Here is a 24,379-nt window from a genome sequence, read left to right on the forward strand (position 1 = left end):
AATGGATAAGGTATGTCACCAAAGTAACACTTTTGGGTGATTTTGCAGCAAGAGAAATGGAGGCATTTTGCGTGTTTGATTTAAAAGCTAAAGGTACGTCGGTGAGAACAGAATTGGTCGCAGGGATGACCACCTTCTTCACGATGGCCTACATCATGGTAGTTAACCCGCTTATTTTAAAGGATGCGGGCATCCCGTTTCATCAAGGGTTTACAGCGACAATTATTGCAGCTGTCATCGGTACGCTGCTTATGGGGCTGTTCGCTAAATATCCAATCGCGGTCGCTCCAGGTATGGGGCTTAACGCTTACTTTACGTATTCGGTCGTTCAAGCACATCCTGGAATGAGCTATGTGGAAGCAATGTCAGCTGTATTTATAGCTGGCCTATTGTTCCTGTTGCTCTCTTTAACGACACTTCGTTCCAAGTTAATTGAGATTATTCCCGTAAATTTGAAGCATGCGATTACGGCCGGTATCGGTCTGTTTATCGCTTTTATCGGTCTTCGAATGAGCGGTATTATTGTGGCGAATCCTTCCAACTTAGTCGGTCTCGGAAATTTACATGCTCCGTCCGTAATTTTGGCGCTTGTAGGGCTAGCAGTGACATTAGTGCTTCTGTCACTTAACGTGAATGGGGCATTGTTCATAGGGATGATCATTACAGGAATTATTGCTTATTTTGCAGGCATGCTTAGCTTTGATAAAGGGGTATTGTCTTTCCCTTCACTGCCTGAAGGGATTATTGTTTGGAACCCTGTTCATGCGGCAGGAGATGTCATTGCTCATAGCATGTATGCGGTCATCTTCTCATTCTTGCTCGTTACGCTCTTCGATACGACAGGTACGGTTGTCGGGGTGGCTGAGCAAGCAGGACTGATGAAAGACAATAAGCTGCCTCGTGCTGAACGTGCCATGTTCTCTGATTCGATCGGTACCGTAATCGGCTCTATGTTCGGGACAAGCCCGACAACGGCTTATATTGAGTCTGCTTCAGGGGTTGGTGCTGGCGGTAGAACTGGACTTACAGCGGTTGTCGTAGCTGTACTGTTTGCCATCGCAGCTTTCTTCAGCCCGCTTATTAGCGCAGTGTCCGGTCTGTCATCGATTACAGCTCCTGCGCTCATCGTTGTCGGCAGCCTCATGCTCAGCAACGTGAAGCATATTCAGTGGGATGATTTCGATGAATCATTCCCAGCGTTCCTCGTCATTCTGACGATGCCGCTAACTTCTAGTATTTCTACAGGTATTGCGCTTGGGTTTATTTCTTATCCGCTAATGAAATTAGTGAAAGGTAAGTTTAAAGCGGTGCACCCGCTTATGTATATTTTTGCTGTATTGTTCTTGCTGCAGCTCATCTACGTAGCACATTAACATTTACAGTATATTTGATCGAAAAAAAGCTGGAATCACAAGGGAGTGACTAATCTCCTCTGTATTCCAGCTTTTTGTGTATTTATGATTCATCTTCTGCGGAAGCCCCAATAATTTGGTTAAAGGGAATCCAAGTGCGGCTGATGACGCTCTCAAAGCGGATTCTTCCTCTTATGCTGTCGAATTGTATGACTTTGCCGCTAAGCTTCTTATCTTCGCTCTCATTCCAAAGGGTGAGCGTAATGCGCGCTCCGCCGTCCAGTGATTGAGACAGTATACGCTCGATATGTTCAATGACTTGCGAATCAAGTTCTGGACGAATGCGACGCTCTATACGCTGCTGATGTTGAAGGTACGCTTCTCTGTGCTCCGGCAGCATCATGCGTGAAGATTCGAATAATCCATTGCCTTGCAGTTTCTTGGTCATTTGTAATGTCCTCCGATTTTGTGGGAGCGGTCTTTCGCTTGGCCAGCCGCCATCAGAGAAGATGCACGCATAATGGCGGTGTCACCGAATTTACGTTTAAGGTCGTCGGTTGTCTTTTCGAGTTCCCGCTTCTTCTCGCGCCCGTCAAACCAAGTGAGTTGGTAAGTGGTATCTGGGCTCAAATCGGTCAGTGACACGCCGAGGCTGCGAATCGGAAATCCGTCCCAGTGGCGCAAAAACAAGCTGCAGGCGGCTTTGTACACCTCATCAGTAATGTTGGTCGGATCGGAAATTTTCATCTGTCTAGAGAAGCCTGTCGGCATATCAAAGTCTGCTCCTCGGCAGCCTACACTTACCACGCTCCCCATGAGTCCCTTGCTGCGCGATCTTTGGCAGACAAGCTCTGACAGTTCAAGCAGCACGATCTTAATCTCCTCCCAAGTGTGATAATCTCTAGGCAAGGTCATTTGGTGGCCTATACCTTTCTGATGAGTATAAGTTCCAGGCATAACGGGAGAGTTGTCGATTCCTCTAGCAATGCGCCACAGTACCTCTCCATTGACGCCCCACCGTGCAGTCAGTTTTGAGAGGGGGGTGTTCGCTAGATCACCGATCGTATGAATGCCCATACGGTATAAGTGGCGCGTCATACGGGAGCCGACCATGAACATTTGATGAACAGGACGAGGCCATAGGACAGAGGGCAGATCCTCCTGCGGCAGCGTGAAAATGCCGGTATCGTTCTTCTTCGCGAAAATATCGCAGGCCATCTTGCTGACCACTTTAGACGAGCTGATGCCTACGCGGATGTATACCCCTGTCTGCTGCATCACTCTTTGCTGAATGCTGCGAGCAATATCTTCTGGACTGCCGAACAGCTTCAGACTGCCCGTTACATCTAAATGCTGTTCATCAATGCTGTAAGGCTCAACAAGGTCGGTATAGGACTGTAATATTTCAGTAATCTGCAGCGATACCCGAATATATTCTTCCATACGCGGGCGAATGACGACCAGATCAGGGCATTTGGCGAGCGCCTCACCAAGACGTTCTGCAGTAGTGACACCATAGCTCTTGGCTAGAGGGCAAGCGGCCAGTATAATTCCCGAGCGCCTAGCGGGATCGCCGGCAACGACAAGCGGCTTGTTCGCATATTCTGGATGGGCTCTCTTCTCTACACTGGCATAAAAGGATTGGCAGTCTGCCAGCATAATGATGCGGCTGCTTGATTTTGGCATATGACTTCGCTCCCTTAATTTATAAATGCAGTACACAAAAACAGAACGTTTGTTCTTATTATAACTAGAATAGCGAACAAACATTCGTATTTCAAGCGGGACTTTTTAACAGGATGGTAAAATAGCGAACTCTAATGAATGAAATGGGCGGATCGACCGCCAAAATTTTATATGACAGGGCGGTACATGCATGCGGCTGGAAAGTGGTATATTTAGGACGAGGTATTTGTGTGTAATCGGAGGAGAATAGAACGATGACAATAAAGTATGCAGCTTATGAAGAGAAGTATAAGGGCGAACGAGCGGTATGGCTTAAATATGACCGCTACGAAGCTGTCCTGCTTCCAGAACTCGGTGGGAATTTAATAGCCTTTCGCGATACAGTGAGTCAATATTCATTGTTGCGCGAACCTGCAGAAGAGAACATGAATGATTTCAAGCAAAACCCGTTTGAATACGGGATTCCGGTATTGTTTCCGCCAAACCGTTATGAGGATGGCAAACTTGCGTGGAATGGCAAAGTGTATCAGCTCCCTGTCAATGAACCAGCGACGGGCAACCACTTGCACGGTTTTCTGCACGCAGTGCCGTGGACGGTTGAACACTATGAGGCAAGTGAATGGGAGAGCAGCGTAACAATTTCGGTTAAAGTGGCCGAAGGTCATTCCGTTTACGATCATTTTCCGCATTCATTTACGCTACGGATTCGCTACACATTGAGCAGCTTAGGACTGCAGCAACAAGTTACCGTGCAAAATGATGGACAGGACAGCATGCCTAATCTGCTCGGGTTCCATACAACGATAAATGTACCCTTCGTGCCAGGAAGTACTGCGCAGAACTACCGCTTGAAGCTGACGATTGGGGAGCGTAGAGAGCTAAGCAGCAGACAGCTGCCCACTGGCAAATTCCAGCCGCTGACAGCGGAAGAAGTGCAAATGAAGAACGAAGGCGTATATCCTTTCTTTGCGGAGATGGACAATCACTATACGTCAGAGCCGCAAAACGGACGTAACCGAATGGAGCTGACAGACACGGCCAACGACGTTACACTTGTGTATGATGTCGGTACAGCTTATAAGCACTGGATGGTCTGGAACAATTTTGGCAGGGAAGGCTATATTTGCCCAGAACCGCAAATTAATTTGGTGAACGCGCCAAACGTGAATCTTCCTGCCGAGGAAATCGGCCTGATCGCTCTTGAACCAGGTGAAATTTGGGAAGAAACGAGCCGGCTTTATATTTTACATCGATAAAAAGCTAAACCATGAACCGCCTCTTGATTACGGGTAATGAAGTGACCCCAATTGTTAGACACAACTAACAGTTGGAGGTGCAGTTCAGGTAAGAGGTGGTTTTTTATTCATGAGTTTCTATTTACGACAGGTCCTTCGTCAGTTGTCTTCTGTAAGCTGAATACCTAAATAACGGCTAAGCTCGCTTTGCACTTCGGCTTTAATGAAAGACCACATCATCGTAAAGCGGAGGTGATAGCCACGGCATAAATAAGATGCCTCTATGCCTGTCTTGGTGCGTACCTCCTCATATACTTTAATTCCTTTTAAGCGCATCAATTTGCGAACGTCGGTGAGCCGTAAGGTGACTTCATTTTGAATACGGCGCAAGCTGCGGATGTATAAATCCGGCATTTTGAGCGCCAAGCTGTGAAGCGTGTGAATATCCCGTTCAAGCACATCCAAAATAATTGTATGAAGGAGGTAGTCTTTAACAAGCTGCGAGTCTTCCTCAGATGGTCTGGGAATCGATGGCGAATTACTTTTCATGAAAAGACACTTCCTCAGGGGAAAAATAAAATACAGAACATCTGTTCTTATCATACTCATCATATAAGAAAACGATGCGTGTCCACAAGCGGGAATTTCAAGAAAACTTTTGATATAATGAACCGAAGCATCGGTATGTAGCGGCAGCAAAAGGAGAGAGAAGCATTGATTTTACATAAAGGCGAAGTATTGTTTCATCAAGGAGATGAAAGGCCATTTTTGTATCATATCAAAAGCGGTTTGTTTAAAGTGACCAGGCTGCACAAGAACGGAAATATGGTGCTGTTTAACATTTTGTATCCGGGAGAAACGGTGCCGCATCATTCGCTCATTACGCCAAAAGAAACGCACGGAACGGCAACAGCGCTTATGCAGAGCGAGGTGGAGTTGATCCCGGCGCAAGATTGGTATCGCGAGCTGCGGGAGAACCCAGAGAAGCCGCTCGAAGTAGCATTGCTTCTTCAAGAGAAGGTGCGCTTCATGCAGCAAAGACTCGATCATCTTACGGTAGGTACGCCTGCAGAGCGGCTTGAGCTGCTGACCAAGTGGCTGAGTGAATACGCGCACGGCGTGCCGCTTACCGATTATTTGACGCAGGAAGAAATCGGTCAGCTGATTGGCGTGCGCCGCGAAACGATTAACAGACTGCTTCATCAGCGGAAGGAGTGAATTTCATTGCTGCATCATGTAGAGATTTACGTTTCTGATTTACATCGGAGCACGGCGTTCTGGGGATGGCTGCTAACGGAGCTAGGCTATGAGCAGTATCAGAAGTGGGAGCAGGGGATTAGCTGGAAGTATGGGGCGACGTATTTAGTCTTCGTACAGACTGAGCGGCGATATCTGGATATTCCTTTTCACCGGAAGCGTACAGGACTTAATCATTTAGCTTTTCATGCCGCTTCGCGTGAGCAGATCGATACGATTATAGACAAGCTGCAAGAAAAAGGGATATCTATCCTGTATGCAGACAGACATCCCTTGGCTGGCGGTTCAAATCATTATGCTGTTTACTTTGAAGATCCGGATCGCATTAAAGTCGAACTCGTTGCACCGGAGTAACTTGTTTCGTTAATTTTCCAGGCTGGCAGCAGGGCCGAACACTTCATAGTGAATCGAATCGGCAGGAACGTCCCAGCTTCTAAGCGCTTGATACATAGCGCGCATAAATGGTATCGGTCCGCACAGGTAGAAGTCGGAGTTCTTGTCGACAATTTGCTGCAGCCATGGCAAATCAATGTAGCCGGTTTTATCGCAGGTGTCACCTGGAGCGGGTGATTCGTAGCAGACATACGATTTCATTTGCGGATGAGCATTTTCCAAGGAAGCAATATAATCTTTCATTGCATGAACGTTTCCGTTAATGGCAGCATGCACGTAAGATACTTTGCGGCTAGGATGATTGTTCAGCACCGTTTCCAGCATGCTCACCATTGGTGTTAAACCAACGCCGCCGCTAAGCAGTACAAGTGGTGTTTCTTTGCTTTGATCCAGTGTGAATACGCCTGCTGGAGCGCTCAGCTCGATAATGCTGCCGACATGGGCTGCATTATGCAGGTAGGTAGACACAATCCCTGCAGGTTTATGATCTGTTGCATCTTCGCGCTTCACCGTAATTCGGTAATAAGGTTGCCCCGGAGCCGACGACAGCGTATAGTGGCGAATATGTTCGTACTCCTGACCTTCAGGTTTCACACGAACGGTAATATATTGACCGGGTTCATAAGAAGCGATAGGAGCGCCGTCTTCTGGGACAAGATAGAACGATGTAATGACGTCGCTTTCGCGTTCTTTACGGTCGACAACGAAACGGCGGAATCCGCTCCAGCCGCCAGGCTGGTTCGCTGCTTCATCATACATCTTCGCTTCAACCCCGATAAACGCATCCGCAATCACCCCATAGGCTTTCGCCCAAGCATCTATAATGTCATCTGTGGCAGCATCTCCAAGCACTTCTTTTATTGCCCCGAGAAGCGTCTCGCCAACAATAGGATAATGCTCAGGTAGCACGTTCAGTGCCCGGTGTTTATTGCCGATTTGGACAACAACCGGTATAATTTCTTCCAAGCGATCAATGTTTGCAGCAGCCGCTAGAACGGCGTTTGCTAAAGCGGTAGGCTGTTTACCTTGACGCTGATTGGCATGATTAAATATATTGAGCAGTTCAGGGTGGTTCGTAAATAAATTTTGATAAAACGCATTCGTAATCGCAACTCCATGCGTTTGCAGCACGGGAACAGTTGATTTTACAATCTCAATCGTTTTGGAATCTAGCATGAGTATCCCTCTTTTCTGAATATTGAAGGTTTAACTTTGGGTTCCTTCGTCTCTTTCAGTATAGAGAGGACAGATACGATGAATTGTGATTCCAGTCACACTGAAAATTGACAATATGTGAACAAAGGTTGCAAATAGAAGTATCACTGATTACAACAAAAAAATAGTGTATCCCTTCAACTCTTTACCCTTGTTTAAATTGGTCTTAAGAGGCTGGAATAAAGGCAGACGGATGCTCTAGGCCAAGTAATCCGTATGAAAGATCGAAATGGCCATAATAGGTAAATTAGTAAATACGTATACTTACGATGCTTTTGGTAACACCATGCAGAGCAAGGAGCTTGTTCACAACCGCTTTATGTACGCAGGGGAGCAGCTGGATAAAATTACAGATAAATACTACTTACGCGCAAGATATTATGCACCAGATACTGGGCGCTTCACACAAGAAGATACTTACCGTAATGCAGGATTGAATCTGTATACGTATGTTAAGAATAACCCAGTGAACTTGATTGATCCTTCCGGTCATAATGAAACTGGATCGGGTTCACCGAATGATCTGCGCTCAGGTTCAAATAATAAAATATTTCCAAAACCAGATACGTATACGGCGACACCTGAAAAACCTGTAGTAAAGAAGGTTACGGTGAATTCCAGTTCATCAAATAACAATGGAAATAATAAGAATTGTAGTTTGGCTAGCTCGAGCGGTCATAGAAAAGCACCAGAACCGTATGATGTCCAGCAACTAAGAAATTTACTAGAAGATGCAATAGATAAAACAAATGTTAACAAAACGAAATATTTACAGCAATACAAAGATTTCATATGGAATCGCTACGACTTCGCGTCTTCCATGGACACAAACCAGTATAATTACTTGTTTGGCCTGTTAACGGGAACAAGTGCCTACACGAATAGTGCCGGGAAATCAGATTGGGCTAGAGAACAGTTAATAAGTGCGTTTTATGAATCCAAAAGGGTAGAGTATGAAGCGGCATTTGCTATGGGAATGGCAGGCGAATTAGGTAGCGGGAAACCAATTATCAAAGGCTTGGGTAGCGGGAAACCAAGTAAAAAAATTGCTGTTGAGGGTGCGGGAAAAGATGCAGGAAAAGGTACGTTCGGTCCTAATACTGTTGGTGCAGCAGAAAAATACGTTCCTAAAAATATTAAAATGGCGGATGATAAGTTACTAAAGAAAAATGGATTGGATGCCCATCAAATAAAGGACGATGTAGTTGGCGGCAGCATATCTAAGTATGATATTTATGTCGATAAGGATACGGGGCAGTTATGGGTATACGCTAAAGGTGGAAAAGGCGAAGGTATTCCTACGGGAGAATATATTAAGAAGTAAGGGTGAGAGGGATGGAAAAAACAAGAGTTATGGTCAAACTCGATATTTACGGTGATAATTTCAATCCACAAATTATTACAGATCAGCTTAATATTCAACCTCATATGTCTTGGCAAAAAGGGGATAGCGTCGAGGGTAAATCTACAGTACGCAATAAAACATGCTGGAGGTTTAGTACGGGGTATCAAGAGTCACTCGACATAAATGATCAATTGAGCGTAATTATTGAACGATTTCAAGGGGAATCTGAGAAATTGATCGAATTAATAAAGGCACATAATCTTGAGATACTCGTTTCAATTGTAATAAACATTGAGGAAAACCAAAAACCAGCAATGAATTTCAATAAAGAAACAATTAGTTTTATTCATCAAATAGGTGCTGAGGTCGATATTGATCTCTATATTTACTCTTAAATCACAGAATTGACCTTGATTGGCTTCATGCCTCTCAAGGTCTTTTTTTGGCGGGGGTGGGTGACGAATGAACTCATCATTCAACCAATAACACATCTAACCCATGTAATACTCGTATGAAGGTTTCTCGAAATAGTTGTACGCACGTCAATGCTTTACTTTTATAACCTAAATAACGCTATGCCGATACATCAAACGGGTCGATTATGGTCAGTTACCACCATGAATGACCTGTATTTAGTTATCTTCGTTTTCTGCGGTTTTTTTCGAAATTCATCGCAACAGAACAATACCATATCTCGATATAGACACTGAGAAGGCAATCCATCGATAAGTTATCGCAACTAATTGGAGGGATAGCCCGACAATTATACTGTCAGGACGTAACTGAACATTCTCTAACGGGAAGGTCATGTGTAAAGGCTAGCCACCGACTCCCTCATTCCTATAATACAAGCGGCAAATCCGTCAAAAGTTTTGCCAGTGGGGGAACGCATGAATAACGTACAACTTTCCGTCGATAAGATTTCTGTTCAGTATCATGGAGTAACAGTGGATTTCTACAATCGAATAGCATTGTCGTTTCGGGATTGGTTTGATATCAAACCCTCCATCAAGCATAGAGGGTACGTATATCACTGGCATCTCGTCCATGACGATGCTTATCTTTACTTGCGGTATCAACCTTGGTATCAGAAGAAGGCAAAGAAGTACACGCTTCAAATCGAAACGCATCCTGACCACCTGAAAAAGTTTCAACGCCTGCTAGATGCTCTACAATCCCATTCGCAGCAGGTTTTCTTCTCCCGCTCTGAGTTGGCATTTGATTTTCCTGTTCCCATGAGCCATGTATTCCTTGCATCTAATACGGGGCGGAACATGAACATCTATGAGGGAAGTCGATACTTCGGGCGGAAAGACGAAAGCAAAAATAATGCGTTCTGTCGAACTTATGACAAGATGGCAGAGCGTGTGAGCAAGGGGATTATTGAGGAAGCGGGAGAATGCACTAGAGTGGAACTAGTTTATAGACCTGCTGAGAAGATTCCGCTAACGAATATTATCCAGTACCCGCCCAAGTTCAATGACTTCTACACTTGTACCATCATTTCTGACTTGCAACCCGTTCGGGCGGAGAAACGAGCCATGATACTCGCATTACAGCATGGTTTAATGACACCCGATGAACTGAGTAAGCATCATCGAGCGTCGATAAGAGAACTGATGGTAATGCAGCAACCAGTTGACTTCGATGCTCTTGCGGCAAAACACTGGTCAGAATTAATGACCATTCCATGTGAATTGGTATGCGGCAAGTTTAGTCATCTTCCAGTACAAGGAGTTCGTTCAGGCTGATATTGAGCGTTTTGCAAATCTGCTCCAACGTATCGAAGTAAGCCGAGTTTACTTTGTCGGAGCAGAGATGGCTTATTGTATTTGGGCGGACATTTATCAAACGAGCCAATTCACGTTGAGACATTCCCCGTTCATCCAGTATAGCTTGAAGCCGTACCCGAATAGGCATTTACTTTCACTCCACTAATGTATCGCATTGCCGTTACGACAATAGACTAAGTATTTCTTAGAATATAACATCGTAACCGTATTTACTGCAACGGTAATGCGATATATAATGTTGTTGTATCGGCGAAGCGTTACAATAATCTGAATTTCTGTAACGGCGGGGGAGGAAACAGCGTGAATGTCATCGGTTACGTCAGAGTATCAACGCAAGGACAAGCTAAAGACGGTTACAGTTTAGCGTACCAACAAGATGAAATCCGCTCTTATTGTCAGGAGCAAGGATGGAATCTGATTCACACATATAGCGACGAAGGCATCAGTGGGGCGAAGGTTGACGAAGAAGCCCTTGAAGTCGACAGAATTGGCTTTCAGAGCATGTTGGTTGCTCTATCCACTCAATCCATTGATGCTGTTGTCGTACTCAACACAAGCCGTATATGGCGTTCTGACATCGTGAAAGTGTTGGTACATCGTGAAAGTGTTGGTACATCGTGAGTTTAAGAAGCATGGAGTGGACGTTCGAAGCATTGAACAACCGACCTACAGCATCCACAAGAAAGACCCGAATGATTTTCTAATCAACGGGCTGATGGAACTGCTTGACCAATACCAACGGCTCGAAATCGCCCTTAAGCTAGGTCGGGGGCGAAGCAAGAAGGCTCAGCAGGGCGGCTATGCAGGAGGACGAGCCACCTTCGGTTACAAGGCAAATAAAGGTCAGAAGTGTATCCAAGTGGACGAGAAGCAAGCCAAGACCGTCCGCAGAGTATTTCAGCTTAAGGAACAGCATCCTTCATGGACACTAACGCAAATTGCTGAATCCCTGAACGAAGAAGGTTTTACGACACAGCAAGGCAGCATGTTTACGAAAGTGCAAGTCAAACGAATCTTAGACAGACGTGATTTTTATAGCGGTACATACCGCTATGGAGATATAGAAGCGGAGGGCTTACATCAAGCCATCCTTTGACGGAGAACTGAATGGAGATGCTTGCGCACCATTGCGAACCGTAAGGTTAACGCTCGAACTGAGGTTGCACCCATTCTTTACTTACCGTCAAGCTAACTTACAAATCCGTACACAGGGGTGAATCCTTTTGTCACAGCACTACAAGCAAACATACATCTATGTCGGAATGGATCTACATAAGGCTCAGCATACCGCAGTCATCATTAACTGTTGGAATGAGCGGCTAGGTGAAATCCAAATTGAGAATAAACCGTCTGCGTTCGATGAACTGATGAAGTTCGTCAAGAAGCATACGCCAAAAGGCTTGACCCCTGTCTATGGCTTGGAAGATACGGGCGGCAACGGCAGGTCAATTGCCGTTCACCTTGTCGAGAACAAGCAAATCGTCAAGGAAGTCAACTCTGCCCTATCTTACAGTGAACGTATGAGCAATGCGACTACGCTTAAGAGCGACAGTTGGGATGCATTCTGCATTGCCAAAGTATTGCTTGCAAGGCTCAATGAACTTCCCGATGCAAATCCGCAGGACATTTACTGGACGCTTGGACAAGTGGTGGCAAGACGTAACTCTATCGTCAAACATGCCGCCATGCTCAAGAATCAGCTTCATCAGCAATTAAGCTATCATTATCCTTCGTATAAGAAGTTTTTCTGTGACATAGACGGGAAGGCTGCTCTAGCCTTTTGGGAGAAGTACCCCGCTCCGCATCATCTTGCATCGGTGGGGGCGGAGGAACTAGCCGAATCCCTTCGCAAAGCAAGCCACAATACTTGCTCTACCCGTAAGGCAACGGCAATTCTTGAACTGGTGAAGGAAGATGGAGCAACCAAGCGTAATCTCCAAGAGCAACGAGACTTCCTAGTCGTTAATATGGTTCACGACATGCGGAGAAGTCGGGAACTTATCAAGGAGATTGAAGAACAGCTTCGACATTTGCTAGCCATGACTGACTACAAGCTAGAGTCTATGGACGGTATCAGCACCGTAACTGCGGCGGAACTCATTGCAGAAATCGGAGATATTAACCGTTTCGCCAATGCTGACAAGCTAGCTTGCTTTGCAGGAATCGCTCCGAAGTTTTTCGGTTCGGGCGGCAAGGGTAAGCATGAAGCAAGTGGACAGGGCAATCGAGTGTTGAACTGCATCTTCCATAACCTAGCGGTACAGCAAATCCAAGTCGCTAAGGGAAGCAATAAGAAGCTGCGTAATCCGCTTATGTATGAGTTCTACCAACGGAAGTTAGTAGAAGGCAAGACGAAGAAACAAGCCCTCATATGCGTCATGAGAAGGCTTGTGAACATCATCTATAGCATGATGAAGAACAAGACGGAGTATCAACGGAACGTCAAGCAAGCTGATATAATGGTGACAATTGGTAAAACGGTTGTCGCCTTTTTTGTAACCTAGTTTAAGATTACAACATAGGGTGCGGGTAAAGCTCTAACTTCTGTTGATGATGTTGCGGGTTACGTTAGCAAGAACGGGGAATTGCCCGATAACTTTATTACCAAAAAAGAAGCAGAAGCACTTGGTTGGGACGCAAAAAAGGGAAATCTTAACGATGTTGCACCCGGAAAGAGCATAGGCGGGGATGAATTTAATAACAGGGGAAATCCCTTACCTAATGCACCTGGAAGGGTTTGGTACGAAGCAGATGTTAATTATAGCCCTGGTTTCCGTGGAAGTGAGCGTATTATCTATTCGAATGATGGCTTGATTTATCAAACCTCTGACCATTACAAAACGTTTACTCAAATCAAATAAGGCGGTGATTCTTTTGGAGCTAACGTTGGACGGGATGGAAATAAACAGCATCGAGCAACTGCACAAGTTGTTGAAGGAAAAACTGCAACTCCCTGAATATTACGGTGAAAATCTCAATGCTCTATGGGATTGTCTAACTGCTTGGGTGGACATGCCGTTGAAAATTTCATGGTTACATTTCCAAGAGAGTAAGAGGATACTTGGTAGTTCTGCTGAAGAATTTCTAGAGTTGTTTCGTGATGCTGAAGATGAGTTAGAAGGTTTTACATTTGAAGTAATTTTATGATTCTATGAACCTTGATTGGCTTCATGCCTTTCAAGGTTTCTTTCTTGGCGAGGGGGGCTACCCAGTACCGAATGAACCCATCATTCAACCAATAACACATATAACCCATGTAATACCCATATGAAATTTTCCTTTCATCATTGTGTTTGTACGCACATCAAATGCTTTAATTTTATAACCTAAATACCGCTATTCCGTTACATAGAACAGGTCGATTATGGTCAGATACCACCATGATTGACCTGTTTTTTGTTGTCTTTATTTTCTCACAGGGTTTTCAAAATCATATGCAACTGTAAAATACGCCGCCCCGACAGGGGGGACAGAAGATTTTCGCAACACCGAAAGAACAATACGTACTACTTGCCGAATTATCTGCATTTCCATCCGTATTTGCTGATGAGCGAGAAGACTCATGAGTTTATCGGTGGTGTACGGAAGCAAGTAAATGAGCGAGAATTGACACTGTGGCTTCAAGGGATGGTAAAGCGTGATGAATACAAGGCGTTTACCGCCCGGTTGCAACGGCTAAATGAACGACGCTTCCCGACGGATAAGTTTGCCGAGAGGAAATACTGGACAGCTATGCTCAATTCCTGAAATCGGAGTTGGTACAGAAAATTCTGCTCGATATGAACGGTCAATAATGGCTTGCCTGTTATTTCAACAGACTCTCTGTCATAATAGCCGTCAGACAGTGTGTTGAGGACATAAAACAGCCGTTGTAGACAAATTGTCCGCGATTTGGACAGATGAGAAGAATCATTTGAATAAAAAACAGCAGACACGCCGAGCGGCGGTCTGCACGTTCAGGGAGATTCTTGATTCTTGGAGGGGGTAAAGACGGCGGATAACTCTTTATGGCTTTACAGGTGTTTCCATACAGTGAATAAGAAATGGGTGTAGACACGATAGCGTGACTCTATAAGCCGTAATCAGCGGCAGGTATTTGGTCGTAGTCATGTTAATCTTGCCAATTCACGCTGAGACATATGATGGTAAATCAAGGTGGAGCGAACTATGCAGCAAAGACTTGAAGTCACTCATTACATAGACTTATTCACATTATCAGAGATACCATGTACAGCTGCATTCTTCTCTTTAGCGATGCGTGCCGATTCTCCTAACCTGTAAAAGGCAACCGCGCTTATTGCTACTACTGACATCGTAATGAACAGCACTCTTCCGCTGTAATGACTGAGCAGAATTCCGCCAATCCAAGGTCCGATGAATTGACCTAAGCTGCTGAAGGACTGAGCCCCGTAATAGGTTCCTCGCATTCCGTCAGGAGCAATCCGGTCGACGAGCAGATTACCGGAAGGGAAGCACAGCATCTCACCAAAGGTAAATATGATCATCGAAATGATGAAGGTCATCCAGCTGTCAGAAAATCCGAAACCAACATTGCCTGCAGCATAGCAAAATACACCTGCCGTTAACACAGTGATCGGCGAGTACTGGCTGGCCCATTTCGTAAAAGGAACTTGCAAAGCGACAACGGTGATCGCATTTATGCTCATCATGACGGCGAACAAAGCAACTCCATCGGCAAATTTGCCTTCTACATATTGAGACAGCGTCACTGTCATTTGGGAGTAGCCAATCGCTGTAACGATGCCGCCTAGTAAGTAGTATCTAAGTATAAGATCACTTTTCACTATGTTCCATGCAGACAAGAAAGTCGTTCTGCCTTTCTGCTCTCCATCAATTCTTTTAATGCCGAATTTGTTCAAGAGCAGATACAGCGAACATGCATAGAATAAATACACGCAGCCGGTAATGATAAAAGGCAGCGTGCTGTTGAAGGCAGCGAATAAAGCACCCAGAAGCGGGCCTACCGATACGCCAATGTTAATGGCTAAATATCTTAAGGAGAACACTTTAAAACGTCTCTCTTTCTCCGTTAAATCCGCCATCAACGCTTGTGAGACAGGCTCATAGAATGATCGGCAAAGTCCATTAAGCAGACTGAGCAGAAAGAAAAGCAGTGCGTTTTGAACCATCGCAAAGCCGAGGAACACGAACCCCCAGCCAAACAGTGCGCTTAGAAGAATATTCCTTCGGCCGAACTGGTCCGACAGTGCGCCGCCGATAAAGCCTCCTATAGTTCCCGCCAGAGAACCCGCGCCGATCACAAGACCGATCATTACAGCGCTCATATCCGTGTGCTTCGTTAAATAAATAGCGAGAAAGGGCATGCTCATGGAGGCGGCACATCTCGCAAGGATTGTTCCGAGCAGCAGAGAATGGACGATTGGATGATACGATTTGGCGAAGGAAATGAGTCCTGTGCTTAACTTGCTGTTTTTCATGAAAAACTTCCCCTTAGATGAATTTGTCTCATTATACACAATATTTTCCACATACAAAAGACATTTAAATATCCCACATCGCCCGCCTGCCGTTCATCCCGCAAATGTGGTATAATATAAGTAATCAAATAAAGAAAGGATCAGGATACCATGAGTTCCCGAAGGACAATTCCTCAAAGGACGATTTGGAAACGTTGTGATCTCTCTTACACATAGCTTCTTTCGCAGTTTGTCGGGCCGAAGGTTGAAGACAATCTCTGCGAAAGAAGGGGAGCCTAATGCGAAGGATGAAGTCCTCAGCGGTTCCTCTTCGTGGAAGGTTGGCTTCGTGCTAACAAACTACGATTAGAGGGATTTGTATGAGGAAAAGACACCAATGGATGAACATGCTTCAGCAGATGGCGATGATGTTATTTGGTACATTTGTACTTGCTTTTACGTATTATCACATTAATTTTCAAAACCATTTGTCTGAAGGAGGATTTGTAGGCCTTGCGCTTCTAGCGAAGTATACGTTTAATCTGCCTCCGGCGCTCACGATGGTCTTGCTGGACATTCCAGTGCTGATTATTGCGATGTATGTAAAAGGCCGCAAATTTATTATTAACACAATTGTGGCGTCGATCTCATTTTCTCTGTTTTATGAAATTTTCGAACGCTTTTCACCGCTCACGTTAGATTTTCACCATGTATTGTTGCCCGCTGCTATTTTGTCAGGCGTATTCACAGGCTTCGGAGCAGGTATTGTACTCCGGTTTGGCGGTGCAACAGGGGGAGATGATATTTTATCCCTCTTGGTGAGCAGAGCGACAGGTATGAAGCTTGGGACCGTATTTATTCTCATGGATGCCATTGTACTCGTACTGTCTTTGTTTTACTTGCCTCTTAAGGAGACGCTGTACACGATTTTATCTGTGCTTATTGCAGGTAAAATGATTACAATGACAGCAAGATATGGAGTTCAAGATACCGTACTTGTACCGAAAACAGTCCATCATTAATTTAAAAACCGTTTGGATCTTATGAAAGGTCCAAACGGTTTTTGTGTCTATGCATACTGTAGTTGCATGATTTAATCAAACGCATCGGGAACATGACCAAATGTAACATCATCAACAATATAACTGTTCTCGCCCTCGTCTGAAGGAGGTATGGATAAAGTTAACTTTGCGGTCTCAGCCTTATCAGGAGGCTCTACCAATACTTTGAAGGTCTCATACTTCGTCCCTATGTTAAAAGGATCTACGATGATTTGGGTAATATAGCCAATCGGATCTCCAAGTGCATTGAAGAAGCTGATGCTTGCAATAAGCGGAACTTTCATTGGTTTGGCGTCGTCTTTAACTTCGTCTTTGGTTTGAATTTTTGGTTTAGCTTTAGCCTTCGCATCATCCAGAGTTTTTTCCCCGGGTTTATCCACATCCTTAGCTTCGTTTTTGTCTTCATCCTTGACTTCAGAACTGCCCCCTTCTATTCCAGGCCATACAGGTAAGAGTGGATTCTTAAGCAAGACAAAAAAAGCTCTTCGCACATGGCGTGCAAAGAGCGTATCTAAATTTACTCAAACAATACTCGATATTCACCGTAGCCTTCCTTCTCCAAATCTTCTTTTGGAATGAAGCGGAGAGCCGCGGAGTTGATGCAATAGCGCAGACCATCTGGTCCAGGGCCGTCATTAAACACATGGCCGAGATGAGAATCGCCGAACCTGCTACGCACCTCTGTACGAACCATCATATGGCTGAGATCGAGCTTCTCTTTAATATGATATTTACGAATTGGCTTCGTGAAGCTAGGCCATCCGCAGTCAGAGTCGAATTTGTCAAGAGAGCTGAACAGCGGCTCACCCGAGACGATGTCGACGTAGATGCCTTCCCCATGGTGATTCCAGAATTCATTTTCAAATGGACGTTCTGTCCCATTGTTTTGGGTGACTGCATATTGAAGCGGTGTAAGCTTGCTTTTGAGTGCTTCTTTATCGATCGGTTTGGACCAGTGTCGTTCGATAAAATCAACTCGGCCTGATCCAATGCTGTACCGTTTGTAATGAGCCGGATTTTTTTTATGATAATTTTGATGATATTCTTCTGCTTCATAGAATGTCTTGGCAGGGAGAATCGGCGTCACGATAGGCTTATCGAAGCGGCCGCTTTGCTCAAGAGCTTGTTTGGAAGCCTCGGCCTTTAGACGCTGCTCTTCGTTATGATAGAAAATAGCCGTTTGATACGATGAGCCGCGGTCATGGAATTGTCCGCCCGAATCCGTTGGGTCAATTTGCTGCCAAAATAATTCAAGTAATTTCTCATATGGGAAAATGTTCGGGTCATACGTAATTTGTACCGCCTCGACATGTCCTGTTGTTTCGGAGCATACTTCTTCGTATGTTGGGTTTTCTGTATGACCGCCTGTATAGCCTGAGACAATTTTAATGACACCAGGCAAATCCTCGAAAGGCGACACCATGCACCAGAAGCATCCGCCGGCAAAAGTAGCTTTTTCGTATGATGATTGTGTGCTATTCATATAATCACTCCGTTTCAGGTAGAGAAAAAATGTTCTGTGTATCTTTATATTATAATCGATCGCCTTAGTAGAACCAAGGACAGCCTAAATTTCCTTATGATGTCTAGCAAGCAGCTTGTACGCATAAAGCACAACGATGACAAACAGCAAATAAATGAGCCAAATGATAAGTGCAGATAGAGGCTTATGTTTGAGTGTTTCACCCATTAGGGCATAGACGGCAATTCCCGGGATTTTACCAATGCCAGACGCGAGTGTATAAGTCCAGAAAGGGATGGCAGCAACTCCGGCATATACATTGACTGCTAATGCAGGGACAATTGGAATGATGCGCACAAGGACGATCGTTTCAAATGGACGTTTCTCTATATAGGCTGTGAATGTGTCCAGCGTTTTTATTTTGCTTAAATAACGTCTGCCCTGTTCCCGAAATACATACGAGGCACCGGCATACATCACTACTGAGGCAACTGTCGCAGCCATCCAGCAGATGAATCCGCCCCATACCGCGCCAAACGTGTACCCTAGAGCAGCGATAACGATTTTATAAGGCACAATAGGGAACAGAGCTAACAATACAGCCAGCACTATGACGATGAAGAAAGAATCGTTGTGCTTCAGCCAAATGAAGATGTGATCCCTATACATAATAGCCGTAATAAATACGATAAGATAAAGCAACACGAATAAAATTTTTTTCATAGTGATCCCTCTCTGCAACTAACTTTCACTATCTTAACATAGGATCTTATATTGGGAACGAATGCAAATTGCAAAAAAAGAAGTGATTTCCCAGAAAATTATGCTATAATGAGGTTAATAATACATAGTTCCCAAAGGGGAGTAGCTCTTAAGCAGTAAAGTCGTCATTACGAGATGATCATCTCCGGCTTTACTCACAACAGATTCGTTGTTAGCGAGACCTTTGCTCAATACTGAAATTGGGTAAAGGTCTTTTTTGATGCATTTTCCGCGTCGTTACCTAATTTCGGTAGCGGCGCTTTTTGTTTAGCGGCGAACTGGGAAAATATTTTATAAAAGGGGAGATAAACATGGAACTACTATCACCGGAATTTTGGACAGCACTCTTATCGATCGTCATTATCGACTTGGTACTCGCAGGGGACAACGCGATTGTCATTGGCCTTGCAGCACGTAACGTACGCAAGGAAGATCAGAAGAAGGTAATCGTCTGGGGTACCATTGGCGCTATTATTATTCGTGTTATCGCTACATTGTTGGTCGTTGAACTGCTGCAGATTACAGGATTAAGATTGATTGGCGGTCTGGCGTTACTCTGGATTGCTTATAAGCTGCTTGTCGATGAGAAAAATCATGAAATTTCCACAAGTAATCAATTATGGGCGGCGATTCGAACCATTATTATTGCTGACGCGATGATGGGACTTGATAATGTGCTCGCTGTAGCGGGCGCAGCTCATGGAGATTTCTTGCTTGTCATTATTGGTCTTGCTGTATCAGTACCGATTATGGTGTGGGGCAGCACGATGATCGTAAAATTAACCGAACGTTTTCCGATTATTATTACGCTAGGTGCTGGCGTTCTTGCATGGACCGCTTCCAAGATGATTGCAGCAGAACCGCTCATTCATCATTGGTTCGAGATTTCTTGGATTAAATATATGTTCGAAGCTATTGTGATTGCGATCGTCATTGGTGCGGGCGTTTGGATGAAAAAGAAAAAAGATGCGAAGCGCGAAAACAGTGCAGTAGAGGTGAATGCGTAAACTTTTCTTCCAAACTCCATACACGATATAATAGAGTGCAGATTAGAAGCAGGGGAGAAGAGAGAATTGCACGATTCGAAAAAGCTCGAAGAACAAATTATTCAAAGTTATCAGGAGCAGGAAGAAATGATGATACTCATTTTTGCACAGTGGTGCATTAATGAAGGCGTCGACCCGTATGAGCTCTATAAAGAGGCTTATCCTCAGCAAGGTGCAAATGAGAAGCTGGCGGGGGTCATGAAGCTGACTGTACCAAAAGACGAAGCGGGTCCTATTGAAGATGATACGGTGCTTGGCGCGCTGTCCATTTTCGGGAACGAAGATCTTGCTTTTGCAGTGACGAACGTCATTGCTAACCGAAAAGCTTCCAAGCGATAACGATCACAAATAAGCGCTGTAGATGTTGTCCTACAAGACGAGCATCATGCAGCGCTTTTTTCATATCAATTGAGGTATATCATTATGCTAGTGAATTACGGCTTGCAATGCGGAACTCCTTAGGCGACATACCAAAGCGTGCGCGAAAAGCACGGTGAAAGTATGTATAGTTAGCAAATCCTGAAGTTTCCGCTACGTTCTCGAGTGACATGGGGCTGAAAATGATGCGCTCCTTCGCCATATTCAATCTTACGTCTAATGCGTATTGCATAATACTTGTACCAAACGTCTCTTTAAACAGATGAACAGCACGAGAGACGCTGATTTCTACATGTTCTGCAACATCCTCCAGTTTAAAGAAGGACGAAGCATTTTCCTCAATGTAGCTTTTAATACGGTACGCTAGGTACGTCTTGCTCGTCGTTGAAGGTTGCTCTTCCAGCTGGCGATCAAGCTCCAGGCATAAGATGCGTAAGTAATAGCTCGAGATTTCAGGGTATGGATTCGATATTCGCCGCTGCTCCAGTACAATTTGTTGAAATAAGCCAAGCAGTCCGTCTGTAAGCCGCACCCTTATTTTATTCGGGCGTTTCTTACTGCTCCACCATTTATCAACCCAAGACCCCTTGAAAAAAATATGATAATCACCGCTTGCAATTGTCATTTCGCCAAGCGAATTTTCCTCCTGATCAATACGAAGCTCATAGGGCTCGTCTGGATGAAATAGAAGCACATCTCCCGTCTCGACCATCGTTAGCTCATGATCGCACAACGCACGGCAGCGACCGTCGGTTTGAATGCGAAGAAGATAGTTTTTGAGTCCGTCAAGCTTAGACATAATAAAAGGTTTACGGTGAAAAGAGTAGCTTGCTGTAAGAACGTGACATGTATCATCTACAATCATTGTTTTTTTCCCCTTTCACAAAATATTGACCAGATTGTTCATGTTTTAATCATATTATTCATTTTAAATGAAAGCGATTAATATTACTATAATCACTAGATTCTATTTAGCATTTTCAAATGCTTAGGAAGGTGATATTTGAAAGCTGAGAATCTAAGTAGCCACTTTAGCTAGTCAGTATTTGGCAATTTAAATTGTTAAAAAGAGGGTGGAGCGAAGCATGGCAAAAGTAGGAATACAGCTTTATACACTGCGTGATCAACTTGAAAATGATTTTTTGGGTACACTGAAAAAAGTAGCGGAATTGGGCTATTCAGGCGTTGAGTTCGCAGGTTACTATGGCCACAGCGCCGAGGAGTTAAAAAGTATTTTAGATGAACTCGGTCTAATTGCTCTCGGATCTCATATTTCTTATGAACGATTGCTTACAGCGTTAGATGAGGAAATTGCTTACAACAAAGTGCTGGGAAATTACCGTTTGATTATCCCTTGGTTGAAAGATCCAGTGAGCATGTGGAACGATATCGTTCCTGATTTCACTCGAATTGGTGAAGCGTGCCATGCTCAAGGCGTGGAGCTGTTATATCACAATCATGACTTCGAATTTACAGGTAAAATTGAGGGCAGACCCTTGTTCGATGCTCTGTTCGAAGCAGTGCCTGAAGCTGTCATGAAAGTTGAACTTGATACATGCTGGGTTACTTTCGCAGGATATGATGCGGTCCAATATATCGGTAAATATGAAGGCAGACTGCCGCTTATTCATTTGAAAGATATGGTGAAGCGGGACAACGGCTCAGCCTTAACAGTCGAACTGGGACAAGGGATCGTCGATCTGAAATCCATCGCTGACGCAGCTGTCAAAGCAGGCGTAGAGTGGCTTGTTGTGGAACAGGACGAATGCACGAACCCGCCTCTTGAAAGTATTGCAACAAGTATGGAATGGATTAAACGTTATGTACAAGAAGGAGGACAATTAGATGACATCAACTAAACAATTAAAAGTTGCCATTATCGGTTGCGGGGGTATTGCCGTAGGCAAACACTTGCCAAGCTTATCGAAACTGCCTCAAGTAGAAATTACAGCTTTCTGTGACATAGATGAACAAAGAGCGCGTGACGCAGCTGATAAATTTGGAAGCAAAGATGCGAAAGTATATACCGATTATCGTGAACTTCTTCTTGATCAGAGCATTGACGTTGTACATATTTGTACGCCAAATAATGAACATGCTGATGCCGCTGTCGCTGCTCTAGAAGCAGGCAAGCACGTGATGTGCGAGAAACCGATGGCCAAAACATCGGAGCAAGCTAAGCAAATGCTGGATGCAGCGAAACGTACTGGCAAAAAACTGTCTATCGCTTACCAAAACCGCTTCCGTAGCGACAGTTTGTATTTGAAACAATTAATTGATAATGGGGAACTTGGTGATATTTATTTCGGTAAAGCATTGGCACTTCGTCGCCGCGCTGTTCCAACATGGGGTGTATTTCTGAACAAAGAACTTCAAGGCGGCGGTCCGCTCATTGATATCGGTACGCATGCACTTGACCTTACACTGTGGCTGATGAACAACTACAAACCGAAAAGTGTTATGGGCTCTGCGTTCTACAAATTGTCGAATCGCAAAAATGCAGCGAATGCTTTCGGACCTTGGGACCCAGAGAAATTTAATGTTGAAGACTCCGCATTCGGCTTCATTACGATGGAGAACGGTGCAACGATTATTCTAGAATCCAGCTGGGCTCTCAACGTGGCAGAGTTTGGCGAAGCAAGAACAATCTTAGCTGGTACTGAAGCGGGAGCTGACATGCAGGACGGACTTCGCATTAACGGTGAGAAATTCAGCCGTCTATATGAAACGAAGATTGATCTGAATGCTGGCGGCGTCGCGTTCTTCTCAGGCGGAGTAGAGAGCGATGCAGATCGTGAGGCAAGATTGTGGATCGAAGCTATTTTGGAAGATAAAGAACCGCTTGTGAAACCAGAACAGGCTTTTGTTGTTACACAAATTCTTGAAGCGATTTACAAATCTGCAGAGACAGGCAAAGCGGTATATTTTGATTAATCCGTACCATTTCTGCTTCTTTAAGTAATAAGGAGGGATATCCATGAAATTAGGCGTGTTCTCAGTCCTATTCAGCCAGCGTAAATTGGAAGATGCACTTGATTATATTGCGTCTAAAGGACTTAAAGCGATCGAAATTGGTACAGGCGGCTATCCAGGCAATGCGCATTGCAATCCGGATGAACTGCTTGGTAATGCTGCGGCGATCAAAGAATTCAAAAAAGCGGTTGAATCTCGCGGTTTAATCATTAGCGCGCTCAGCGTGCACGGAAATCCGCTTCATCCGCAGAAGCAAATTGCGAAGGAATTTCATGATGCGTTTGTGAAAACGGTTCAGCTTGCTGAACAGCTCGAAGTTCCTGTTGTGAATACATTTTCTGGACTGCCGGGAGATCATGAAGATGCGAAATATCCAAACTGGCCAGTAGCGCCTTGGCCGAATGATTTCCAAGAGGTGCTTGCTTGGCAATGGGAGAATAAAGTAATCCCTTATTGGACCGAATGGGGCAAGTTCGCTGCGGATCATCATGTGAAGATCGGTCTTGAGCTGCACGGTGGATTCTCGGTGCATACACCAGCTACACTGCTTCGTCTGCGCGAGGCTGCTGGTGAAGTGATTGGTGCTAACCTGGACCCAAGCCATATGTGGTGGCAAGGTATTGATCCTGTGCAGGCTATTCATATTTTGGGCAGAGCAGGAGCCATTCACCACTTCCATGCGAAGGATACGACGATTGATCCGATCAACGTCAACCGTTACGGCGTGACAGACATGCAGTCGTATACCAACATGCTTGATCGTGCTTGGCAGTTTAGATCCGTTGGTTATGGGCATGATTTGAAGACTTGGGCGGATATCATAAGTGCGCTTCGCCTTGTAGGCTACGATTATGTCGTCAGCATTGAGCATGAAGATGGACTTATGTCCGTTGAAGAAGGCTTTTCTAAAGCAGTGCAAAATTTACAGCAAGTTCTCATCGAGGAGCCGCTTGGTGAGATGTGGTGGGTATAGGAGGCAGACA

28 protein-coding genes and 1 pseudogene are annotated in these 24,379 nt (G+C 44.7%); 18 read left to right on the forward strand and 11 right to left on the reverse strand.

The features are described from left to right. The first annotated feature begins 56 nt into the window (after positions 1–56). Positions 57–1,373 (forward strand): NCS2 family permease, encoded by a 1,317-nt coding sequence (locus J2Z20_RS02295; RefSeq protein WP_245251838.1) that lies wholly within the window; start codon positions 57–59, stop codon positions 1,371–1,373. Positions 1,374–1,455: 82 nt separating this feature from the next. Here the strand turns inward: J2Z20_RS02295 and J2Z20_RS02300 are convergent, their stop codons facing one another. Together J2Z20_RS02300 and J2Z20_RS02305 are read right to left on the reverse strand one after the other, a co-directional pair. Then, on the reverse strand, positions 1,456–1,800 hold the full coding sequence (locus tag J2Z20_RS02300; protein WP_209844964.1) for a YolD-like family protein: 345 nt from the start codon (positions 1,798–1,800) through the stop codon (positions 1,456–1,458). Further along, the gene (locus tag J2Z20_RS02305; protein ID WP_209844966.1) at positions 1,797–3,038 is read right to left on the reverse strand and encodes a DNA polymerase IV; all 1,242 of its coding nucleotides are present in this window, start codon (positions 3,036–3,038) and stop codon (positions 1,797–1,799) included. Before J2Z20_RS02305 ends, J2Z20_RS02300 begins: the two co-directional genes overlap by 4 nt. 254 nt (positions 3,039–3,292) lie before the next feature. Between J2Z20_RS02305 and J2Z20_RS02310 the strand changes: the two genes are divergently transcribed. Next, positions 3,293–4,294 carry an aldose 1-epimerase gene (locus tag J2Z20_RS02310; RefSeq protein ID WP_209844968.1) on the forward strand — a complete coding sequence of 334 codons (1,002 nt, stop codon included), beginning with the start codon at positions 3,293–3,295 and terminating at the stop codon, positions 4,292–4,294. A gap of 138 nt (positions 4,295–4,432) precedes the next feature. Here the strand turns inward: J2Z20_RS02310 and J2Z20_RS02315 are convergent, their stop codons facing one another. Then, positions 4,433–4,822: a YhjD family protein gene (locus J2Z20_RS02315; protein ID WP_209844970.1), complete on the reverse strand. Its 390-nt coding sequence runs from the start codon at positions 4,820–4,822 to the stop codon at positions 4,433–4,435. A 165-nt stretch (positions 4,823–4,987) separates the two neighbouring features. Between J2Z20_RS02315 and J2Z20_RS02320 the strand changes: the two genes are divergently transcribed. Beyond that, complete coding sequence (locus J2Z20_RS02320; protein WP_209844972.1) at positions 4,988–5,491, forward strand: Crp/Fnr family transcriptional regulator; 504 nt, start codon at positions 4,988–4,990, stop codon at positions 5,489–5,491. Positions 5,492–5,497: 6 nt separating this feature from the next. Next, the gene (locus tag J2Z20_RS02325) at positions 5,498–5,884 is read left to right on the forward strand and encodes a VOC family protein (RefSeq protein ID WP_245251839.1); all 387 of its coding nucleotides are present in this window, start codon (positions 5,498–5,500) and stop codon (positions 5,882–5,884) included. A 9-nt stretch (positions 5,885–5,893) separates the two neighbouring features. Here the strand turns inward: J2Z20_RS02325 and hmpA are convergent, their stop codons facing one another. Continuing rightward, on the reverse strand, positions 5,894–7,099 hold the full coding sequence (hmpA, locus tag J2Z20_RS02330) for an NO-inducible flavohemoprotein (protein ID WP_209844975.1): 1,206 nt from the start codon (positions 7,097–7,099) through the stop codon (positions 5,894–5,896). A 268-nt stretch (positions 7,100–7,367) separates the two neighbouring features. Between hmpA and J2Z20_RS02335 the strand changes: the two genes are divergently transcribed. Beyond that, positions 7,368–8,462 carry an RHS repeat-associated core domain-containing protein gene (locus tag J2Z20_RS02335; RefSeq protein WP_209844977.1) on the forward strand — a complete coding sequence of 365 codons (1,095 nt, stop codon included), beginning with the start codon at positions 7,368–7,370 and terminating at the stop codon, positions 8,460–8,462. A gap of 11 nt (positions 8,463–8,473) precedes the next feature. After that, positions 8,474–8,878, forward strand: coding sequence for a DUF4279 domain-containing protein (locus tag J2Z20_RS02340; protein ID WP_209844979.1), 405 nt, complete (start codon positions 8,474–8,476; stop codon positions 8,876–8,878). A 613-nt stretch (positions 8,879–9,491) separates the two neighbouring features. On the opposite strand, the gene J2Z20_RS02345 is transcribed toward J2Z20_RS02340, so the two are convergent. After that, a complete protein-coding gene (locus tag J2Z20_RS02345) occupies positions 9,492–9,701 on the reverse strand; it encodes a hypothetical protein (protein ID WP_209844981.1) in 210 nt (69 codons plus the stop codon). A gap of 56 nt (positions 9,702–9,757) precedes the next feature. Between J2Z20_RS02345 and J2Z20_RS02350 the strand changes: the two genes are divergently transcribed. Continuing rightward, positions 9,758–10,234, forward strand: coding sequence for a hypothetical protein (locus J2Z20_RS02350; protein ID WP_209844983.1), 477 nt, complete (start codon positions 9,758–9,760; stop codon positions 10,232–10,234). Here the strand turns inward: J2Z20_RS02350 and J2Z20_RS02355 are convergent. Continuing rightward, positions 10,197–10,403 (reverse strand): helix-turn-helix domain-containing protein, encoded by a 207-nt coding sequence (locus tag J2Z20_RS02355; protein ID WP_209844984.1) that lies wholly within the window; start codon positions 10,401–10,403, stop codon positions 10,197–10,199. The genes J2Z20_RS02350 and J2Z20_RS02355 overlap by 38 nt on opposite strands. 173 nt (positions 10,404–10,576) lie before the next feature. Here J2Z20_RS02355 and J2Z20_RS18310 point away from each other — a divergent pair, with 173 nt between their 5' ends. From J2Z20_RS18310 to J2Z20_RS02375, 5 genes and pseudogenes are all read left to right on the forward strand, one after another. Then, positions 10,577–10,897, forward strand: a complete 321-nt coding sequence (locus J2Z20_RS18310; protein ID WP_415639982.1) for a recombinase family protein — start codon at positions 10,577–10,579, stop codon at positions 10,895–10,897. Next, complete coding sequence (locus tag J2Z20_RS18315) at positions 10,875–11,372, forward strand: recombinase family protein (protein WP_415639981.1); 498 nt, start codon at positions 10,875–10,877, stop codon at positions 11,370–11,372. The genes J2Z20_RS18310 and J2Z20_RS18315 overlap by 23 nt, the downstream gene beginning before the upstream one ends. 166 nt (positions 11,373–11,538) lie before the next feature. Then, positions 11,539–12,780: an IS110 family RNA-guided transposase gene (locus tag J2Z20_RS02365; protein WP_209847194.1), complete on the forward strand. Its 1,242-nt coding sequence runs from the start codon at positions 11,539–11,541 to the stop codon at positions 12,778–12,780. A gap of 45 nt (positions 12,781–12,825) precedes the next feature. After that, a pseudogene (locus J2Z20_RS02370) lies at positions 12,826–13,137 on the forward strand (ribonuclease domain-containing protein); the annotation flags it as partial. A 13-nt stretch (positions 13,138–13,150) separates the two neighbouring features. Beyond that, on the forward strand, positions 13,151–13,423 hold the full coding sequence (locus J2Z20_RS02375; protein WP_425342819.1) for a barstar family protein: 273 nt from the start codon (positions 13,151–13,153) through the stop codon (positions 13,421–13,423). Between the two features lie 1,046 nt (positions 13,424–14,469). Here the strand turns inward: J2Z20_RS02375 and J2Z20_RS02380 are convergent. Continuing rightward, the gene (locus J2Z20_RS02380; RefSeq protein ID WP_209844988.1) at positions 14,470–15,735 is read right to left on the reverse strand and encodes an MDR family MFS transporter; all 1,266 of its coding nucleotides are present in this window, start codon (positions 15,733–15,735) and stop codon (positions 14,470–14,472) included. A gap of 359 nt (positions 15,736–16,094) precedes the next feature. On the opposite strand from J2Z20_RS02380, the gene J2Z20_RS02385 reads away from it, so the two are divergent. After that, positions 16,095–16,736 (forward strand): YitT family protein, encoded by a 642-nt coding sequence (locus J2Z20_RS02385; RefSeq protein ID WP_209844990.1) that lies wholly within the window; start codon positions 16,095–16,097, stop codon positions 16,734–16,736. A gap of 71 nt (positions 16,737–16,807) precedes the next feature. Here J2Z20_RS02385 and J2Z20_RS02390 read toward each other — a convergent pair whose 3' ends face one another. From J2Z20_RS02390 to J2Z20_RS02400, 3 genes are all read right to left on the reverse strand, one after another. Then, positions 16,808–17,245 carry a hypothetical protein gene (locus J2Z20_RS02390; protein WP_209844993.1) on the reverse strand — a complete coding sequence of 146 codons (438 nt, stop codon included), beginning with the start codon at positions 17,243–17,245 and terminating at the stop codon, positions 16,808–16,810. Between the two features lie 47 nt (positions 17,246–17,292). Continuing rightward, on the reverse strand, positions 17,293–18,258 hold the full coding sequence (msrA, locus tag J2Z20_RS02395) for a peptide-methionine (S)-S-oxide reductase MsrA (protein WP_209844995.1): 966 nt from the start codon (positions 18,256–18,258) through the stop codon (positions 17,293–17,295). Between the two features lie 84 nt (positions 18,259–18,342). Next, the gene (locus tag J2Z20_RS02400) at positions 18,343–18,960 is read right to left on the reverse strand and encodes a TVP38/TMEM64 family protein (protein WP_209844997.1); all 618 of its coding nucleotides are present in this window, start codon (positions 18,958–18,960) and stop codon (positions 18,343–18,345) included. 350 nt (positions 18,961–19,310) lie between these two features. Here J2Z20_RS02400 and J2Z20_RS02405 point away from each other — a divergent pair, with 350 nt between their 5' ends. Both J2Z20_RS02405 and J2Z20_RS02410 read left to right on the forward strand, forming a co-directional pair. Then, complete coding sequence (locus tag J2Z20_RS02405) at positions 19,311–20,006, forward strand: TerC family protein (RefSeq protein WP_209844999.1); 696 nt, start codon at positions 19,311–19,313, stop codon at positions 20,004–20,006. 126 nt (positions 20,007–20,132) lie between these two features. Continuing rightward, entirely contained in the window at positions 20,133–20,384 is a 252-nt protein-coding gene (locus J2Z20_RS02410; RefSeq protein ID WP_209847199.1) for a hypothetical protein, read from the forward strand. Between the two features lie 82 nt (positions 20,385–20,466). Here the strand turns inward: J2Z20_RS02410 and J2Z20_RS02415 are convergent, their stop codons facing one another. Continuing rightward, positions 20,467–21,288 (reverse strand): AraC family transcriptional regulator, encoded by an 822-nt coding sequence (locus J2Z20_RS02415; RefSeq protein ID WP_209845001.1) that lies wholly within the window; start codon positions 21,286–21,288, stop codon positions 20,467–20,469. 220 nt (positions 21,289–21,508) lie between these two features. Here J2Z20_RS02415 and J2Z20_RS02420 point away from each other — a divergent pair, with 220 nt between their 5' ends. Genes J2Z20_RS02420 through J2Z20_RS02430 form a run of 3 tightly spaced genes read left to right on the forward strand, consistent with a single transcriptional unit; the run spans position 21,509 to position 24,369 of the window. Then, a complete protein-coding gene (locus J2Z20_RS02420) occupies positions 21,509–22,282 on the forward strand; it encodes a sugar phosphate isomerase/epimerase family protein (protein ID WP_209845003.1) in 774 nt (257 codons plus the stop codon). Next, positions 22,269–23,357 carry a Gfo/Idh/MocA family protein gene (locus tag J2Z20_RS02425; protein ID WP_209845004.1) on the forward strand — a complete coding sequence of 363 codons (1,089 nt, stop codon included), beginning with the start codon at positions 22,269–22,271 and terminating at the stop codon, positions 23,355–23,357. Before J2Z20_RS02420 ends, J2Z20_RS02425 begins: the two co-directional genes overlap by 14 nt. A gap of 43 nt (positions 23,358–23,400) precedes the next feature. Beyond that, positions 23,401–24,369, forward strand: coding sequence for a sugar phosphate isomerase/epimerase family protein (locus J2Z20_RS02430; RefSeq protein WP_209845006.1), 969 nt, complete (start codon positions 23,401–23,403; stop codon positions 24,367–24,369). Positions 24,370–24,379: the final 10 nt, after the last annotated feature.

This window comes from Paenibacillus sediminis (assembly GCF_017873765.1).
In the GTDB taxonomy this organism is placed as follows: Bacteria; Bacillota; Bacilli; order Paenibacillales; family Paenibacillaceae; genus Paenibacillus_AG; species Paenibacillus_AG sediminis.

Bases quoted from the DNA above. Each gene is read 5' to 3' on its own strand.
- J2Z20_RS02295 (WP_245251838.1), top strand. From the start codon at position 57: ATGGAGGCATTTTGCGTGTTTGATTTAAAAGCTAAAGGTACGTCGGTG.
- J2Z20_RS02300 (WP_209844964.1), bottom strand. From the start codon at position 1,800: ATGACCAAGAAACTGCAAGGCAATGGATTATTCGAATCTTCACGCATG.
- J2Z20_RS02305 (WP_209844966.1), bottom strand. From the start codon at position 3,038: ATGCCAAAATCAAGCAGCCGCATCATTATGCTGGCAGACTGCCAATCC.
- J2Z20_RS02310 (WP_209844968.1), top strand. From the start codon at position 3,293: ATGACAATAAAGTATGCAGCTTATGAAGAGAAGTATAAGGGCGAACGA.
- J2Z20_RS02315 (WP_209844970.1), bottom strand. From the start codon at position 4,822: ATGAAAAGTAATTCGCCATCGATTCCCAGACCATCTGAGGAAGACTCG.
- hmpA (WP_209844975.1), bottom strand. From the start codon at position 7,099: ATGCTAGATTCCAAAACGATTGAGATTGTAAAATCAACTGTTCCCGTG.
- J2Z20_RS02335 (WP_209844977.1), top strand. From the start codon at position 7,368: ATGGCCATAATAGGTAAATTAGTAAATACGTATACTTACGATGCTTTT.
- J2Z20_RS02340 (WP_209844979.1), top strand. From the start codon at position 8,474: ATGGAAAAAACAAGAGTTATGGTCAAACTCGATATTTACGGTGATAAT.
- J2Z20_RS02345 (WP_209844981.1), bottom strand. From the start codon at position 9,701: ATGCCAACTCAGAGCGGGAGAAGAAAACCTGCTGCGAATGGGATTGTA.
- J2Z20_RS02350 (WP_209844983.1), top strand. From the start codon at position 9,758: ATGAACATCTATGAGGGAAGTCGATACTTCGGGCGGAAAGACGAAAGC.
- J2Z20_RS02355 (WP_209844984.1), bottom strand. From the start codon at position 10,403: ATGCCTATTCGGGTACGGCTTCAAGCTATACTGGATGAACGGGGAATG.
- J2Z20_RS02365 (WP_209847194.1), top strand. From the start codon at position 11,539: ATGGATCTACATAAGGCTCAGCATACCGCAGTCATCATTAACTGTTGG.
- J2Z20_RS02380 (WP_209844988.1), bottom strand. From the start codon at position 15,735: ATGAAAAACAGCAAGTTAAGCACAGGACTCATTTCCTTCGCCAAATCG.
- J2Z20_RS02385 (WP_209844990.1), top strand. From the start codon at position 16,095: ATGAGGAAAAGACACCAATGGATGAACATGCTTCAGCAGATGGCGATG.
- msrA (WP_209844995.1), bottom strand. From the start codon at position 18,258: ATGAATAGCACACAATCATCATACGAAAAAGCTACTTTTGCCGGCGGA.
- J2Z20_RS02400 (WP_209844997.1), bottom strand. From the start codon at position 18,960: ATGAAAAAAATTTTATTCGTGTTGCTTTATCTTATCGTATTTATTACG.
- J2Z20_RS02405 (WP_209844999.1), top strand. From the start codon at position 19,311: ATGGAACTACTATCACCGGAATTTTGGACAGCACTCTTATCGATCGTC.
- J2Z20_RS02410 (WP_209847199.1), top strand. From the start codon at position 20,133: ATGATGATACTCATTTTTGCACAGTGGTGCATTAATGAAGGCGTCGAC.
- J2Z20_RS02415 (WP_209845001.1), bottom strand. From the start codon at position 21,288: ATGATTGTAGATGATACATGTCACGTTCTTACAGCAAGCTACTCTTTT.
- J2Z20_RS02420 (WP_209845003.1), top strand. From the start codon at position 21,509: ATGGCAAAAGTAGGAATACAGCTTTATACACTGCGTGATCAACTTGAA.
- J2Z20_RS02425 (WP_209845004.1), top strand. From the start codon at position 22,269: ATGACATCAACTAAACAATTAAAAGTTGCCATTATCGGTTGCGGGGGT.
- J2Z20_RS02430 (WP_209845006.1), top strand. From the start codon at position 23,401: ATGAAATTAGGCGTGTTCTCAGTCCTATTCAGCCAGCGTAAATTGGAA.